This window comes from Streptomyces shaanxiensis (assembly GCF_039537145.1).
GTDB classification, from domain to species: domain Bacteria; phylum Actinomycetota; class Actinomycetes; order Streptomycetales; family Streptomycetaceae; genus Streptomyces; species Streptomyces shaanxiensis.
In genome coordinates this window covers 89043-102112 of the sequence record NZ_BAAAZY010000012.1, presented here as the reverse complement: position 1 = coordinate 102112, position 13070 = coordinate 89043, and the positions used below count along the sequence as shown (strand labels likewise).

The 13070-nt window shown below is 69.6% G+C and carries 14 protein-coding genes; 9 read left to right on the top strand and 5 right to left on the bottom strand.

Going from position 1 to position 13070, the window contains the following annotated elements:
* Window positions 1-27: 27 nt before the first annotated feature.
* Complete coding sequence (locus ABD932_RS23485) at window positions 28-876, bottom strand: menaquinone biosynthetic enzyme MqnA/MqnD family protein (protein ID WP_345015516.1); 849 nt, start codon at window positions 874-876, stop codon at window positions 28-30.
* A 321-nt stretch (window positions 877-1197) separates the two neighbouring features.
* On the opposite strand from ABD932_RS23485, the gene ABD932_RS23480 reads away from it, so the two are divergent.
* Window positions 1198-1401 (top strand): cold-shock protein, encoded by a 204-nt coding sequence (locus tag ABD932_RS23480; RefSeq protein ID WP_003992177.1) that lies wholly within the window; start codon window positions 1198-1200, stop codon window positions 1399-1401.
* Between the two features lie 122 nt (window positions 1402-1523).
* Here ABD932_RS23480 and ABD932_RS23475 read toward each other — a convergent pair whose 3' ends face one another.
* Window positions 1524-2072 carry a helix-turn-helix domain-containing protein gene (locus tag ABD932_RS23475; RefSeq protein ID WP_345015515.1) on the bottom strand — a complete coding sequence of 183 codons (549 nt, stop codon included), beginning with the start codon at window positions 2070-2072 and terminating at the stop codon, window positions 1524-1526.
* Window positions 2073-2177: 105 nt separating this feature from the next.
* Between ABD932_RS23475 and ABD932_RS23470 the strand changes: the two genes are divergently transcribed.
* From ABD932_RS23470 to ABD932_RS23455, 4 genes are read left to right on the top strand one after another with little or no spacing between them, the layout of a single operon-like run.
* Window positions 2178-2870: an AzlC family ABC transporter permease gene (locus ABD932_RS23470; RefSeq protein WP_345015514.1), complete on the top strand. Its 693-nt coding sequence runs from the start codon at window positions 2178-2180 to the stop codon at window positions 2868-2870.
* On the top strand, window positions 2867-3181 hold the full coding sequence (locus ABD932_RS23465; RefSeq protein ID WP_345015513.1) for an AzlD domain-containing protein: 315 nt from the start codon (window positions 2867-2869) through the stop codon (window positions 3179-3181). Before ABD932_RS23470 ends, ABD932_RS23465 begins: the two co-directional genes overlap by 4 nt.
* Window positions 3182-3206: 25 nt before the next feature.
* Entirely contained in the window at window positions 3207-3461 is a 255-nt protein-coding gene (locus ABD932_RS23460; protein WP_345015512.1) for a glycine zipper domain-containing protein, read from the top strand.
* A 27-nt stretch (window positions 3462-3488) separates the two neighbouring features.
* Window positions 3489-4136, top strand: a complete 648-nt coding sequence (locus ABD932_RS23455; RefSeq protein WP_345015511.1) for a class I SAM-dependent DNA methyltransferase — start codon at window positions 3489-3491, stop codon at window positions 4134-4136.
* A 7-nt stretch (window positions 4137-4143) separates the two neighbouring features.
* Here ABD932_RS23455 and kstD read toward each other — a convergent pair whose 3' ends face one another.
* Both kstD and ABD932_RS23445 read right to left on the bottom strand, forming a co-directional pair.
* Window positions 4144-5931 (bottom strand): 3-oxosteroid 1-dehydrogenase, encoded by a 1788-nt coding sequence (gene kstD, locus ABD932_RS23450; protein WP_345015510.1) that lies wholly within the window; start codon window positions 5929-5931, stop codon window positions 4144-4146.
* Entirely contained in the window at window positions 5903-6544 is a 642-nt protein-coding gene (locus ABD932_RS23445; RefSeq protein ID WP_345015509.1) for a DUF6817 domain-containing protein, read from the bottom strand. Before ABD932_RS23445 ends, kstD begins: the two co-directional genes overlap by 29 nt.
* A gap of 189 nt (window positions 6545-6733) precedes the next feature.
* Here ABD932_RS23445 and ABD932_RS23440 point away from each other — a divergent pair, with 189 nt between their 5' ends.
* On the top strand, window positions 6734-7645 hold the full coding sequence (locus tag ABD932_RS23440; RefSeq protein ID WP_345015508.1) for a LysR family transcriptional regulator: 912 nt from the start codon (window positions 6734-6736) through the stop codon (window positions 7643-7645).
* A 51-nt stretch (window positions 7646-7696) separates the two neighbouring features.
* On the opposite strand, the gene ABD932_RS23435 is transcribed toward ABD932_RS23440, so the two are convergent.
* Window positions 7697-8833, bottom strand: coding sequence for a sugar ABC transporter substrate-binding protein (locus ABD932_RS23435; protein ID WP_345015507.1), 1137 nt, complete (start codon window positions 8831-8833; stop codon window positions 7697-7699).
* 903 nt (window positions 8834-9736) lie between these two features.
* On the opposite strand from ABD932_RS23435, the gene ABD932_RS23430 reads away from it, so the two are divergent.
* The 3 genes from ABD932_RS23430 to ABD932_RS23420 all read left to right on the top strand — a co-directional run bounded on the left by ABD932_RS23430 (window position 9737) and on the right by ABD932_RS23420 (window position 13066).
* Window positions 9737-10081: a hypothetical protein gene (locus tag ABD932_RS23430; protein ID WP_345015506.1), complete on the top strand. Its 345-nt coding sequence runs from the start codon at window positions 9737-9739 to the stop codon at window positions 10079-10081.
* Between the two features lie 142 nt (window positions 10082-10223).
* Window positions 10224-10883, top strand: a complete 660-nt coding sequence (locus ABD932_RS23425; RefSeq protein WP_345015505.1) for an ABC transporter ATP-binding protein — start codon at window positions 10224-10226, stop codon at window positions 10881-10883.
* Window positions 10880-13066, top strand: coding sequence for a permease (locus ABD932_RS23420; protein WP_345015504.1), 2187 nt, complete (start codon window positions 10880-10882; stop codon window positions 13064-13066). Before ABD932_RS23425 ends, ABD932_RS23420 begins: the two co-directional genes overlap by 4 nt.
* Window positions 13067-13070 lie beyond the last annotated feature (4 nt).

Sequence of the window (13070 nt, the reverse complement as noted above, 5' to 3'; positions counted from 1 at the left end):
CCCGCGGCACCCCCCGGCAGCCCGCCCTTACGGCTGCAGCAGATCCACCTTCACATCCGCCGGAAAGCCGGTCGTCGGCCCCACCCGGCGGGCGAACTCGGCGACCGCCGCGAGCTGCGGGGCGCCGAAGCGGAAGTCGAGGGTCGTGAAGTACCGCTCCAGGATCCGCTCGTCGAACGCCTCCCAGCGGGCCGCCTGCTCGGCGACCTTGCCGACCTCGTCCAGGGAGAGGTTGCGGGAGTCGAGGAACGCCTCGTGGACCTTGCGGGTGATGACCGGCTCGCGCTCCAGGTAGTCCCGGCGTGCCGCCCACACCGCGAAGACGAACGGCAGGCCGGTCCACTCCTTCCAGAGCGAGCCGAGGTCGTGGACCTCCAGGCCGTAGCGCGGGCCGTCGAGGAGGTTGGCCCGCAGCGCCGCGTCCCCGATGAGCACGGCCGCCTCCGCCTCCTGCATCATCACGCTGAGGTCGGGCGGGCAGGTGTAGTAGTCGGGGCTGACGCCATAGCGCTCGGCGAGCAGCAGCTGGGCCAGGCGGACGGACGTACGGGACGTGGAGCCAAGGGCGACCCGGGCACCGTCAAGCTCGTCCAGCGGGACCTGCGAGACGATCACGCAGGACATCACCGGGCCGTCGCAGCCGACCGCGATGTCGGGGAAGGCGACCAGGTCGTCGGCGTTGCGCAGGAACTCGACGAGGGTGATCGGCCCGATGTCGAGGTCGCCCCGCACCAGCTGCTCGCTGAGCTTCTCGGGGGTGTCCTTGGTCAGCTCGAAGTCGAGGAGCGTGCCCGTTCTCGCGAGCCCCCAGTACAGGGGCAGGCAGTTCAGGAACTGGATGTGGCCTACGCGCGGCCGGGTGCGAGAATTGTCCACATCGCGAGGCTAGACCCTATGGGGTAGCGTGCACCCTTCAGGGTCGTGACACCCCGGTCACAACATCCCGTCAAGCCCGACACGAGCCTTTCAAACGTCCGAGTGACGTGATCTTGGCCTCTATTGCTTTCGGCTGCCCGCGTGCTAGGCTCGCCGCAAGTTGCAGTTTGGTTTCCCTTGCAGTACAGAGCCTGCGGAGCATGTGACCGCGGGCTCTAGTCGTTTTCAGACGTATGCAGATGTGCGGCAGTAGTTTTCAACTCAGTTTTCACACTTGCAGGGTTCTGGAGCAGGGCAACCCTTTGGGCCCAAGGAGGGCTTATGGCTACCGGAACCGTGAAGTGGTTCAACGCCGAAAAGGGCTTTGGCTTCATCGCCCAGGAAGGCGGCGGCCCCGACGTCTTCGTTCACTACTCCGCGATCAATGCGAGCGGCTTCCGTTCGCTGGAGGAGAACCAGCAGGTCTCCTTCGACGTGACCCAGGGTCCGAAGGGCCCGCAGGCGGAGAACGTCACCCCCGTCTGATCATTCGGTCTCGGAGCCTGGTGCTTTGATCCGGAACTGAGAGCAGTACCCAAGGAGCCCCGCGTCGCAAGGCAGCGGGGCTCCTGCCTTTTCTCCGCCCCTTCACTCCGCCCCCGGGGGGGCTAGATGTGCTGCATGATCAGCACGAACGTCGTCCCGGGCGCCAGCGCCTCGTACGAGTGCGGCACATCACCGCGATACGACATGTAGTCGCCGGGCCCCAGATCGGCCTCGTCGCCCCGGGGTCCCGCCTTCACCCGCCCCGTGCTGACGATCAGGTGCTCCACGCTCCCCGGAATGTGCGGCTCCGACTCTCGTGCAGTGCCCGGCTCCACGTGCAGGTGGTAGATGTCCCGGCGGGCTCCGGGCGGGCTGGCCGAGAGCAGGGTGGCCACGAAGTCCGCCCGTTCGGACGCGACCGTGGGCCCCTCGCCCGCCCGGATCACCTGAACGGCCGGCGTCGGCGGCTCCACGAGAGCGCTGAACGGCACTCCGAGCGCCACACCCAGCGCCCACAGCGTCTCCACGCTGGGATTCCCGCCGCCCGCCTCCAACTGGGACAGGGTGGACTTCGCGATGCCCGCCCGTTTGGCCAGCTCGGACAGGGACAGCCCGGCCCGGGTGCGCTCCCGCCGCAGCGAGGCGGCGATCCACGCGAGGGGCTCGCTCATACGGTTCACTCCCACCGTTCGATCTGTCGGTACGCTCGTTCGCCTTGACGAACAGCGGCTCTGCTGTTCATTCTGGAAAACATGCGTTCGCTACTCCGAACACCGATGATGGCATCTCTGGGACCTCTGACACCCCTTGCACCTCTGGTGCGGGACAGCGCGCTCGTGTGGCTCGCCAGCGGTGTCGTCGGTGTCTCCTTCGGCGCGATCGCCGTCGCCGGCGGGCTGCCGGTGTGGGTGCCGGTGGTGATGTCGCTGGTCGTCTACGCGGGCTCGGCGCAGTTCAGCGCGGTCGGCGTGCTGCTCGCCGGGGGCGGTCCGGTGGCGGCCGCGACCACCGGGCTGCTGCTCAACACCCGCACGCTGGCCTTCGGCCTGGCCGTCGCGGACATCATCGGCCGGGGCCGCGTCGCCCGCCTTCTCGGCGCGCACCTGGTGACCGACGAGACGGTGGCCTTCGCCCTCGCCCAGCCGGATCCGGCACGGCGTCGCGCGGCCTTCTGGATCTCCGGACTCGGCCTGTTCGCCGTGTGGAACCTCGGCGTCCTGGCCGGGGCGCTGGCGGGCGGCGCGCTGGGCGACACCGCCACCTACGGCCTGGACGCGGCCTTCCCCGCCGTCCTCGTCGCCCTGGTCCTGCCCGCCCTGCGCGAGGGTCCGGCCGTACGGCGGTCCGCGCTGCTCGGTGCCGGTCTGGCGCTGGCGGTGACGCCGGCCGTCCCGGCTGGGGTGCCGGTGCTGGTGGCGCTGGCCGGGCTCGCGGTGTACGGACGCGGCGGCGGGAGGCGTACGGCATGAGCGCGACGGTGGCCATGATGCTGGCGCTCGCGGTCGGGACGTATGCCTTCCGGCTGGTCGGGCCGGTGCTCCACGGGCGGGTCGAGCTCCCGGCACGGGTCCAGGAGTTGCTGTCGGCGGGCGCGATCGTCCTGCTGGTGGCCCTGCTGGCCACGGGCGCGCTGACCGAGGGCGGCGGTTTCGCGGGGTGGGCGCGGCCGGCCGGGGTGCTGGTGGCCGGTGTGCTGGCGTGGCGCGGGGCGCCGTTCCCGGTGGTGGTGCTGGGGGCGGCGGGGGCCACTGCGGTGCTGCGGGCGGTGGGGGTGGCCTGAGCGGCCCCCATGGGAGAATTGCCAGGTGACAAGCGGTGAGACAAGCAATGAAGAGAACAACCACGGGGATGGCGGCGGGACTCCCGCCGATGAGAAGCAGGCGGTGAACCTCGCGCTCTGTCTCGGCCTCGGTACGAGCATCGGCGTAGCGCTCGGGCTGACCGTCTTCGACAACGTGGGGCTGGGGGTCGGCCTGGGGCTGGCGGTGGCTGCCGCTGTCGGCGCCGCGATCGGTGCCGGCCGGATGCGGTCGGGCAAGCAGGAAGAGACAGGCGAGTAGCCACCGGCTTCGCTAGGGTCCCCCGCCATGACCGATGCCGACTTCATCACCACCACCCGCACCTTCTACGACGCCATCGCCGAGGACTACGCGGAGCTCTTCCGGGACGAGCTGGCGCACAGGCCCCTGGAGCGGGCGGTGCTGGGCGTGTTCGCGGAACTCGTCGAGGGGGACGGCCCGGTCGCCGACCTGGGATGCGGGCCGGGGCGGACGACGGCCCGCCTCGCCGCACTGGGGCTGCCGGTGTTCGGGGTCGACCTGTCGGAGTCGATGCTCGCGATCGCCCGCCGCGAGAACCCGGGGCTGCGGTTCGAGCGGGGCTCGATGATGGAGCTGGACCTCCCCGACGGGGCTCTGGCCGGCGCGCTGTCCTTCTACTCCTCCATCCACACCCCGGTGGATCAACTCCCGTCCCTCTTCGCCGAGTTCCACCGCGTAATGGCCCCCGGCGCACCCCTGCTCGTCGCCTTCCAGGCCGGCGACGAACACCGGCACCACGACCGGCCCTTCGGCCACCCGGTCTCGCTCACCTTCCAGCGGCGCCGCCCGGAACACGTCGCCGATCTTTTGACGGCGGCCGGCTTCGCCCTCGTCTCCCGGACGGTCCGCGAACCTGACCCGGCGCTCGACGAGGTGTCCCAGCAGGCGTTCCTGATCGTCAGGAAAACCAAGTAGCCCTCGCCTACAGGCTCCCGGCGATGTCCCGTGCCGCGATGTACCCGAACGTCATCGCCGGGCCGATCGTCGAACCGGCCCCCGCGTAACTGTGGCCCATCACGGCGGCGCTGGCGTTCCCGGCGGCGTACAGCCCACGGATCACCGAGCCGTCCTCCCGCAGCACCCGCGCCCGCGCGTCCGTGAGCAGGCCGCCCTTGGTGCCGAGGTCGCCGGGGACGATCCGGAAGGCGTGGTACGGGGGGAGCCACAGGGGCGCCAGGCAGGAGTTCGGGAGGACCGACGGGTCCGTGTAGTAGTGGTCGTAGGCGCTGTCACCCCGGTGGAAGTCGGGGTCCTCGCCGCGCAGCGCCTGGGAGTTGAAGCGGTCCACGGTCGTGCGGAGTGCAGCCGCGGGGACGCCGATGGAGCGCGCGAGCGCGTCCAGGGTCCAGGCCTTGTGCGCGGCGCCCGAGTCGTACCAGGTGCCGGGGAACGGCAGGGTCGGCAGGACGTCCTTGAAGAGGTAGCGGTTGCGGTAGTGCTGGTCGACGATCAGCCAGGACGGGATGGCCGGGGCGGTGTCGTTGACGTCGTACATGGTGTGGACGACGTCGCTGTAGGGGGCGGCCTCGTTGACGAAGCGGGCGCCGGCGGCGTTGACCAGCAGGCCGCCGGGGAGGGTGCGTTCGGCGAGGCAGAAGTACGGCTGGCCGGGGAGCGGGATCGCCGGGCCCCACCAGGCGTCGTCCATGAGGCCGAGGGCGGCGCCGACGCGGTGCCCGGCCTGGATGCCGTCGCCGGTGTTCTCCTTCGCGCCCACCGTCCAGTCCGTGCCGATGGGCCGGCGCTGGTAGCGCTCACGCATCGCCGCGTTGTGCTCGAAGCCGCCCGAGCCGACGATCACGCCCCGGCGGGCGCGGACCAGGGCGGGTCCGCCGTCCCGTGTGACGACCGCTCCGCTCACGGCGCCGCCCTCGACGTACAGGTCGGTGAGCGGCGTGCCGAGCCACACCGGCACCCCGGCCGACCGCAGCCCCGCCCGCAGTCCCGCCGCCAGCGACTGGCCCATGGTCAGCGGCTTCTCCCCGCGCAGGGCCGCCGCCGTGCCCCGCGCCAGGCACTCCGCCGCCACAGCCGCGCCCTTGGCGTTCACCGCGGCCAGCGCCAGCCACTTGTAGTCGGCGCTGAAGACGACCATGCCTGCGGGCACGTCCATGTACGGCGGGTTCAGCCGGGCCAGCTCCGGGCCCAGGATGGTGCCGTCGAGCTGGCCGGGCTCGATGGAGCGGCCGTTCGGGAGGCCGCCGGGCAGCTCGGGGTAGTAGTCGCTGTACCCCTCCATCCAGCGGAAGCGGAGCGGGCTGTTGGCCATGACGAAAGAGAGCATCGCCGGGCCGTGGGCGAGGAAGGCCTGCTGCCGGTCGGCGGGCACGTCGGGGCCGACCACCGCCGCCAGGTAGGCGGCGGCCTTCGCGGGCGTGTCCGGGACGCCGGCCGCGAGGATCACGGAGTTGTTGGGAATCCAGATCCCCGCACCGGACCGGGCGGCGGACCCGCCGAAGGTGGCCGCCTTCTCCAGCACCACACAGCTCAGGCCCTGCTTGGCGGCGGTCAGGGCGGCGGTCATGCCGGCGGCTCCGGAGCCGATGACGACGACGTCGTAGGTGCCGAGGAGGGGCAGGTCGGCTGCCCGGGCGGTCTGTTGGGCGGCTCCCACGACGCCGAACGCCGCGGCCGTGCTCGCGGCGCCCGCGGCCAGTACGTCTCTTCGCGAGGGTCTCGCGTCAGTGGTCGTGGTCGTGATCGTGGTCATGATTGCCGCTCCCGCCGCCCGCCCCGCCCTCACATCCTGACGATGTGTCAGAAATGCGAATGTGGCGCGACCGTCCTGTGAAGTCAAGGGCCAGGCAGTCGTTCCAGGCCGACGCGCTCAGCAATGGCCGGAAGCGGGTGAACAGGGCGAGCAGGTCGGCGCCGTAGCGGTCACGGAACACGGGATCGTGGTCGGTGAGGTCGAGTTCGTTGGCGGCGGTGAGCTCGGCGAAGTCGCGGCGGAGGCGTGTGTCCGGCGTGTGGGAGTGACCGGTGAAGCGATCACGGAAGGGGGAACCTTCGTCCGCGAGGGTCGGATAGGCGGCCTCGCGGTCGCAGGAGGCGTAGAAGTACACGACCGACTCCGCCTCCGCTCCGATGATCCCCGCCAGTTCACTACGGCGGTCGAGGGGCAGCAGGGCCGTCGGAAAGCCGTCCGTGCCGTAGAACGCATGGCAGAGACCGGCGAGTTGGAGGGCAGGTCGGGCGTTCCAGCCGGCTAGGCGGGAGCGTACGCGGCACAGGTGGGTGAGGAGGGTGCCGCCGGGATGCGGGACGGTCCCGGCACCGAGGCTTTCCAGGAGGGACTCGGCGTGAGCGAGGGGGGTCGACACGTGCCGCCCTTTCGGAACTTGCGGTCGTTTTGTGGGTCGGCACCCGCTCCCTCCCCCGCACCGGTCCGGACTCCTCGCGGGGGCGTGGAGCGGGTTGCCGCCCGGGCCCGGTGAAAATCGTCGTACACCGGTCAAAGCCCAGTCAATCCTTGGGATTTGTCACTGACCCCAAGCATTAACTTGGAGGTCATGACCCTTGATGACCTGCGGGTGTTCGTGGCCGTGTGCCGGGCCGGAAGTCTGAGTTCGGTGGCTCGGGAGCTGGGGTGCACACAGTCGGCGGTGAGCCAGCATGTGAAGCGGCTGGAGCGGGAGACCGGGGTCGCGTTGCTGGAGCGGCAGCCTCGGGGAGTCGTACCGACCCAGGCCGGGCGGGTGCTGGAGGCGGCCGCCGCCGAGGGGATCTCCGGGCTGGATCTGGCGATACGGCAGCTGCGGGACCTCGTCGACGGCGAGAGCGGGTACGTGCGCGTGGCGACGGGGGCGACGACCGTACGGCACTTCATGTCCGAGGCGGTCGTCGCGTACCGACGGCGCCATCCCCAGGTCAACCTGGAGTTCCGCACCGTGAGTTCGGGCCGCGGCAGCTTCGACGCGCTGGCCGACGGCACGCTCGACCTGGCCTGGATCACCCTCGGCCCACCGGTGCGCGGCATCGAGCAGCGGCCGGTGGTGGAGCTGCCGTGGGTGCTGGCGGTACGGGCCGACGATCCGCTGGCGCAGCGGCCGTACGTCGACGTCGGCGCCGACCTGCGGGACGTACGGCTGATCCGGCTGCCCCCGAACTCCGCCTCGGCCGCCCATCTGGACGCCGTCTGCGCCGAGTTGGGCGTCCGGCTCACGCACGACACGAGCGTCGCCGACTGGGACACCGCGCTGCTGCTGGCCGAGCTGGGGGTGGGGCGAGCGGTGGTGCCGGCGTTTCCGGGACTGCCCGCCCCCGGCGCCAGGGGCGGCGACCGCGACCTGCGCCTGATCCCCCTCCCCGCGCTGCGGCCCCTCCCCGTCGGCTGGGCGGTCCGCCGCTGGGACGCGCTCAGCCCGCCGGCGAGGGCGTTCGCGGACCTGGTGGAGGGGTACCGCCGGGGCGGGCGGAGCTGAGTCGCTGGAAGGGGGGTGCCGGAAGGGGGGCTTGAAGGGCTTCCTTCCGGCCTACTTGAGGCCGATGGCCGCGCAGTCCGCCGCGTATTCGGCGGTGCAGATCTCCTTGACGGAGTAGACGCCGTCCTGGACCACGGTGCTCTCGATGTTCTTCTGCGTGACGGCGACCACCGACACCAGCTGCGCCGGAATGTTCTCCTCCGACTCGCTGTCGACCGAGTCCTGGGTCAGCGCGTCGAACTCGATGTCGCGCCCCTGGACCTTGTACACGGCCATCTTCGCGGCGTTGGTCGCCTCCTGCGCGAACGGCTTGTAGACCGTCATGAACTGCTCGCCCGCGACGATCCGCTGTACCGCGTCCAGGTTGGCGTCCTGCCCGGTCACCGGCGGAATCCTGCTCGCGCCGGCCTCCTTGAACGCCTCGATGACCGCACCGGCCATGCCGTCGTTCGCCGAGTAGACGGCGGCGATGTTGCTCAGCCCGACGGAGGCGATCGCCCGCTCCATGTTCTTCTTGGCGATCTCGGGCGACCACTTGTCGGTGTCGTACCGCTTGACGATGTCGACCTCGCCCTCGAGCTCGTCGAGCGCGCCGTTCTTGAACCGGGCCGTGTTCGGGTCGGCGGGGTCGCCGTTCATCATGACGACCTTGCTGGACGCGGCCTTCGAGCCGAGCTCCTCGACGAGCGAGCGGCCCTGGACCTCGCCGACGAGTTCGTTGTCGTGGGAGACGTACGCGGAGATGGGCCCCTCGGCGAGCCGGTCGTAGGCGATGACCGGAATCCCCGCGTCCTCGGCCTTCTGCACGTCCGGGGCGATGGCCTTGGCGTCCAGCGCGTCGACCAGGATCACGTCCACCTGGTCCTCGATCATCTGCTGGAACTGCTGGCTCTGCTTGTCCGGGCTCGCCTCGGCGTTGGCGTAGTCGACCTTGCCCTTGCCGTTGGTGAGAGAGCCGACCTCCTTCTTGATGAGGGGGTAGTCGAACTTCTCGAAGCGTGCCGTGTCCTTGTCGGGCAGCAGGAGCCCCACCGTGATGTCGTCGCCCTTCTCCGGCGCCGCCGAGCTGTCACCGCCCCCGATACCGTCGATGACACCGCACGCCGTGAGCGAGAGGGCCGAGACGGATGCGGCGAGGGTTATGCCGATACGGCGTACGGCAGAGGTGTGGGGGGTACGAACGTTCACTAGTGGTGCCTTCCGAGCGGAGGAGCGGCGTTGCTACCCGGGTTGGCGGTAGCCAACGCGGACTGGGCATGTCACGTCAAGGTGTTGTCGTAACGAGACGGCAACCGTTTGCTGTTCAATTACCGATCCGCCTGGTTGAGGGGGATTTACGCCGCGACGCCCGCGGCGACCGGCGGCTGGGCGGTGTGGTTCGCGTCGGTGTCGTACGGGTGGCCCCAGGTGGTGAGTTGGTGTGCGGTGAGGCGTCTGGCGAGGCGGGCCAACAGAGGATTCGACAGGGTCAAAGAACTGGGTTAAGTGCGGGACCTCTCCGACGCCGAGTTCCTCGCGGCGATGCCCGCCACACCAAGGGCGGCGACGCCGTCCTGGACACCGGGCGGGCCTGATGCCAGTGCCTGGAGCGACACACCGCCGAACAGAACCGGGCCCGCGGGCCGGCGTCCGACGGAAGCCGCTCACCACAGGCCGGGCAAGTACCGGACAGGTGCCCGGCCCTCACCATCGGCCATCCCACCAGACCAGGCCCGACTGGCAGATCACCTCAGCGACTTCGGAAACGGGCACGTACTGGAGGAGAAGATCAAGCCAATCCTTGGGCGGCCGACGCGGTGGCGGTTTGAGCGGTGGCGGGTTGGGAGGTCGATTCCGGCATCCGGGCCGAGCCTCAATGATCATGGGGGTGCGGGTGCCGAGCCAGAGCTTCCGGTTTGGAAGACCTGCGGGTATCGACTGCTTCCGCGATTCCAGTCATGACGTGGCCACATTGTGATGTTCGGTCATATTGGGCGTTGTGGGTATGTGGATCACCTGTGAATGATCTGAGCGGGGCATGACATGCCCTGCCCAGGCGGACCTCGGGCGACACAAGAGCCGCATCGGTCAACTCAACGGGAGGAAAAACTCATGCGCAGGATCACGGCGATAGCCGGCTTGGTGCTGGCCGTCGGCATCGCGGTGCCCACCACCAGCGCCATGGCGCTCAGCGTCAAGGGCGGCGGCGTCACCGCCACCAGCCCGTGGAACAGCGACAGTGGGCTCATCTCCGTCCACGACGGCAGCGACGACGGTGACCCGGGCAAGGCCCAGTACTACCGGCAGGACAGCGCCGGCACCCTTCGCACGCTGTGGAACCACAGCGGTGTCAACACCCGCGTGATCTCGGGCGACGGCTCGAAGGTCATCAAGTTCAAGGCGTGCGACGACAACGACTGGGCTGAAGACGACTGCTCGGGCTGGGTCGCCCCATAACCTGGCCGCACCGCAACTCCGTCCACCGGGCAAGCCGCACCTCGGCTTGCCCGGTGGTACCCGTTTCTCTCCAACTCGCCTCCTTCACGAATACGGACGTGCCGTGACCCCCACACCGCCGCTGGGCGATGGCCTTCGGATAATGGGCCTGACCTATCAGGTCGAAGACCGCGTACTCCTCAACAACGTCGACCTCACCGTGGCTCCAGGGGAGTCCGTGGCCATCACGGGGCCCAGCGGTTCAGGCAAGTCCACACTCCTGATGTGCGTACTCGGCCTGATCAAGGCCGACTCCGGCACAATCACCGCTGGAGGGCACCGTCTGACCGGTCTGCTGCCCGGCGCTCTGGCCAAGGCCCGTCGCAAACACCTGGGCATGGTCTTCCAGTTCGGCGAGCTGCTCCCCGAACTGACGCCCGTGGAAAACGTCGCACTGCCCATGCTTCTGGACGGCTCCGACCACCACCAGGCTTACGAAGCCGCCATCCGGCTCCTGGACGAACTCGATGTTCCCCACGGCACCACCCCCACAGGGATGCTCTCCGGCGGAGAACGCCAGCGCACCGCCGTCGCCCGGGCCCTGATCGCGCAGCCGCCCGTGCTGCTGGCAGACGAACCAACCGGCGCACTCGACCCCAAAGCACGTGAAAACGTCGCCGACCAACTCTTCCGCATCTGCCGCGAACGCGACTGCGCGCTCCTGGTCGTCACCCACGACCCCTCCATCGCCGAACGCGCCACGCATGCGTTCGAGCTGCAGGAGAGCACTCTCGTCCCCGCACACCGAGGAACGCCCGCGTGACCGGCTCACACCCCGCCCAGACCCGCCGCCCAGGCCGACTGTGGATCCAGCTCCTCAGAGTCGGTCTGGCCGCGGCACGAACGACGCCCGGCACGCGACTGCGCTCCTGGGCATTGCTGGCAGCCTCGGCCGCCATGGCCCTGACCGCCCTGGCGTTTGCCACCACCACCGCCACGTACGACGGGCGCACCCAGCGCGACACCGCCCGCGGCCCCATCGTGACCGGCAGCGCCCATCAAGCCACCGCCCTGTGGAAGGAAGCCATCGACTCCTTCGGCACCACACCACACGGCGTCATCTACATCGAGCCCCTGACACCCAACAGCCCTCCACCCCCAGGCCTCTCCCACTGGCCCCGCCCCGGCGAAGCCCTCCTCTCTCCCGAGCTGGCCCGGGCAGCTGAGGACAACGACAGCCTTGACCGGTACGGCCACTACGCCGGAACCATCAACGCGCAGGGGCTGAGATCGCCCTCCGAGCGCATGGCCTATGTCCGCCCGGCCCACCCGCCGGCTGACCCCGCAGCAGAGTCCTGGCAGTACATCACCGGCTTCGGCCAACTCTTTCCGATGAACCAGGACATCTATCCCCACACAGCGGTCGAAACCAACGGTGTCATCGCCGTCCTGATGGCCGTACCCGCCCTGGCACTGCTGGTTGTAGCCACCCGCGTGGGATCGGCGACCCGTGACCGCCGTAGCCAACTCATCAATGCCCTGGGCGCCTCATGGGCCCATCGAGCCCTGATCAACGTCGGGGAAGCCGTCGTGCCGGCCGCTGCCGGAACCGTCGTGGCTGTCATCCCCGCCGCACTGCTGCTGGCCACCGATGTGCGCCTGCCTTTCACCGGCTACATCATCGACACAGCCGACACCCGCCGGGCGTGGCCCGAACTGGCCGGCGCACTCGCCGTATCCCTGGTCCTGACACTGGTGCTGGTCGTGATCCTGCACCGGGTGCAACGCTCCAAGACGGCCACCCGGCCAAGTTTGTCCAGTTCACGCCTGCCGAAATGGCGCCTGGCCCTGTGCGTGGTCGGCGTCCTGGCGATCGCCTTCAGCCAGTACGCCCCCAAGGGCCCGGACATCGCGATCTTCCTGGCCGGCACCGTCCTGATGTGGGCCACGCTGCCCTCAGTGGTCGCCCAGCTGTGCATCGCCAACGGCAAACGCATCGCCGCCGGCGGCTACCGCAAGGGGGATCCCGGCCGGCTCATCGCGGGCCGCTGGACCGCAGCCCACCCGGGCGTCCTGGTGCGTCTCTCCGTGGTCTTCATCATCGGCATCGGACTCATCAGCCACCTCCAGGTCTGGAACAGCCGCCTGGGAGACAGCGCCGCCGCCGCACAGCGGATCACCCAACGCGTCGGAGACACCCTTTACACCGTCCACAGCAGCACGCTCACCTCCGGCGCGGTCAAGAACCTCTCCCGGAATCTTCCCGACGGAACCCATCTCCTGGTCGCGACCACCCACCCTGAAGGCGACCACCCTCGCATCGACCTGACGGGATCCTGCCCCGACCTGGAGTCCCTGCGCCTGCCCTGCCCCGGCACCGCACAGCGGGTCACATCGAGCGATCCCCGGCTGGAAGAACTGGCCCGCCCCTACGCAGGCAACCTCACGGTCCGGGCCGTCAACGGCGACTTGCCCGTCAGCCAGACCAACGGGTCCCTCATCGTCACCACCGATGAACCCGGACACCGTGCCGAGATCGAAAAAGCCGCCTACGCCGCCCACCCCGGGATCAACGTCGACACCCCCGGAGAAACCTGGGTGATCGGCGCCCAACAGAAAAACAACGCCAACAACTGGCTCTTCCTCTTCGGCGGAAGCGGCCTGGCACTGCTGCTCGTGGCGGGGCTGATCAGCGCCGCCGCCGAGTTCGTACGCATCAGAGCGGGGCTGGCACCGCTGAGCGTTCTGACCGGCAACTACCAGGTCTTTCGTACGATCGCCCTGTGGTACCTGACTGTGCCGTTGCTGATCGCGACCGCCCTCGCGACCTTCATCACCAACTGGCACTCACTGTTCTTCGTCATCTCCCTGCGCGAGGGCAGATTCTCCTGGCCGGTCCTGGCCACCGCAGCCACGGGCTTCTCCCTGGCCGCCGTGGCCATCGGCCTCCTCGCGGCGCATTCCGCCCGCCGCGCCGCACCATTCTGGAGACCAAAAGCAGACTAGGACA

Coding starts and splice junctions, on each gene's coding strand:
- ABD932_RS23480 (WP_003992177.1), top strand. CDS start 1,198: ATGGCTACCGGAACCGTGAAGTGGTTCAACGCCGAAAAGGGCTTTGGC.
- ABD932_RS23475 (WP_345015515.1), bottom strand. CDS start 2,072: ATGAGCGAGCCCCTCGCGTGGATCGCCGCCTCGCTGCGGCGGGAGCGC.
- ABD932_RS23470 (WP_345015514.1), top strand. CDS start 2,178: ATGATGGCATCTCTGGGACCTCTGACACCCCTTGCACCTCTGGTGCGG.
- ABD932_RS23465 (WP_345015513.1), top strand. CDS start 2,867: ATGAGCGCGACGGTGGCCATGATGCTGGCGCTCGCGGTCGGGACGTAT.
- ABD932_RS23455 (WP_345015511.1), top strand. CDS start 3,489: ATGACCGATGCCGACTTCATCACCACCACCCGCACCTTCTACGACGCC.
- kstD (WP_345015510.1), bottom strand. CDS start 5,931: ATGACCACGATCACGACCACGACCACTGACGCGAGACCCTCGCGAAGA.
- ABD932_RS23440 (WP_345015508.1), top strand. CDS start 6,734: ATGACCCTTGATGACCTGCGGGTGTTCGTGGCCGTGTGCCGGGCCGGA.
- ABD932_RS23430 (WP_345015506.1), top strand. CDS start 9,737: ATGCGCAGGATCACGGCGATAGCCGGCTTGGTGCTGGCCGTCGGCATC.
- ABD932_RS23425 (WP_345015505.1), top strand. CDS start 10,224: ATGGGCCTGACCTATCAGGTCGAAGACCGCGTACTCCTCAACAACGTC.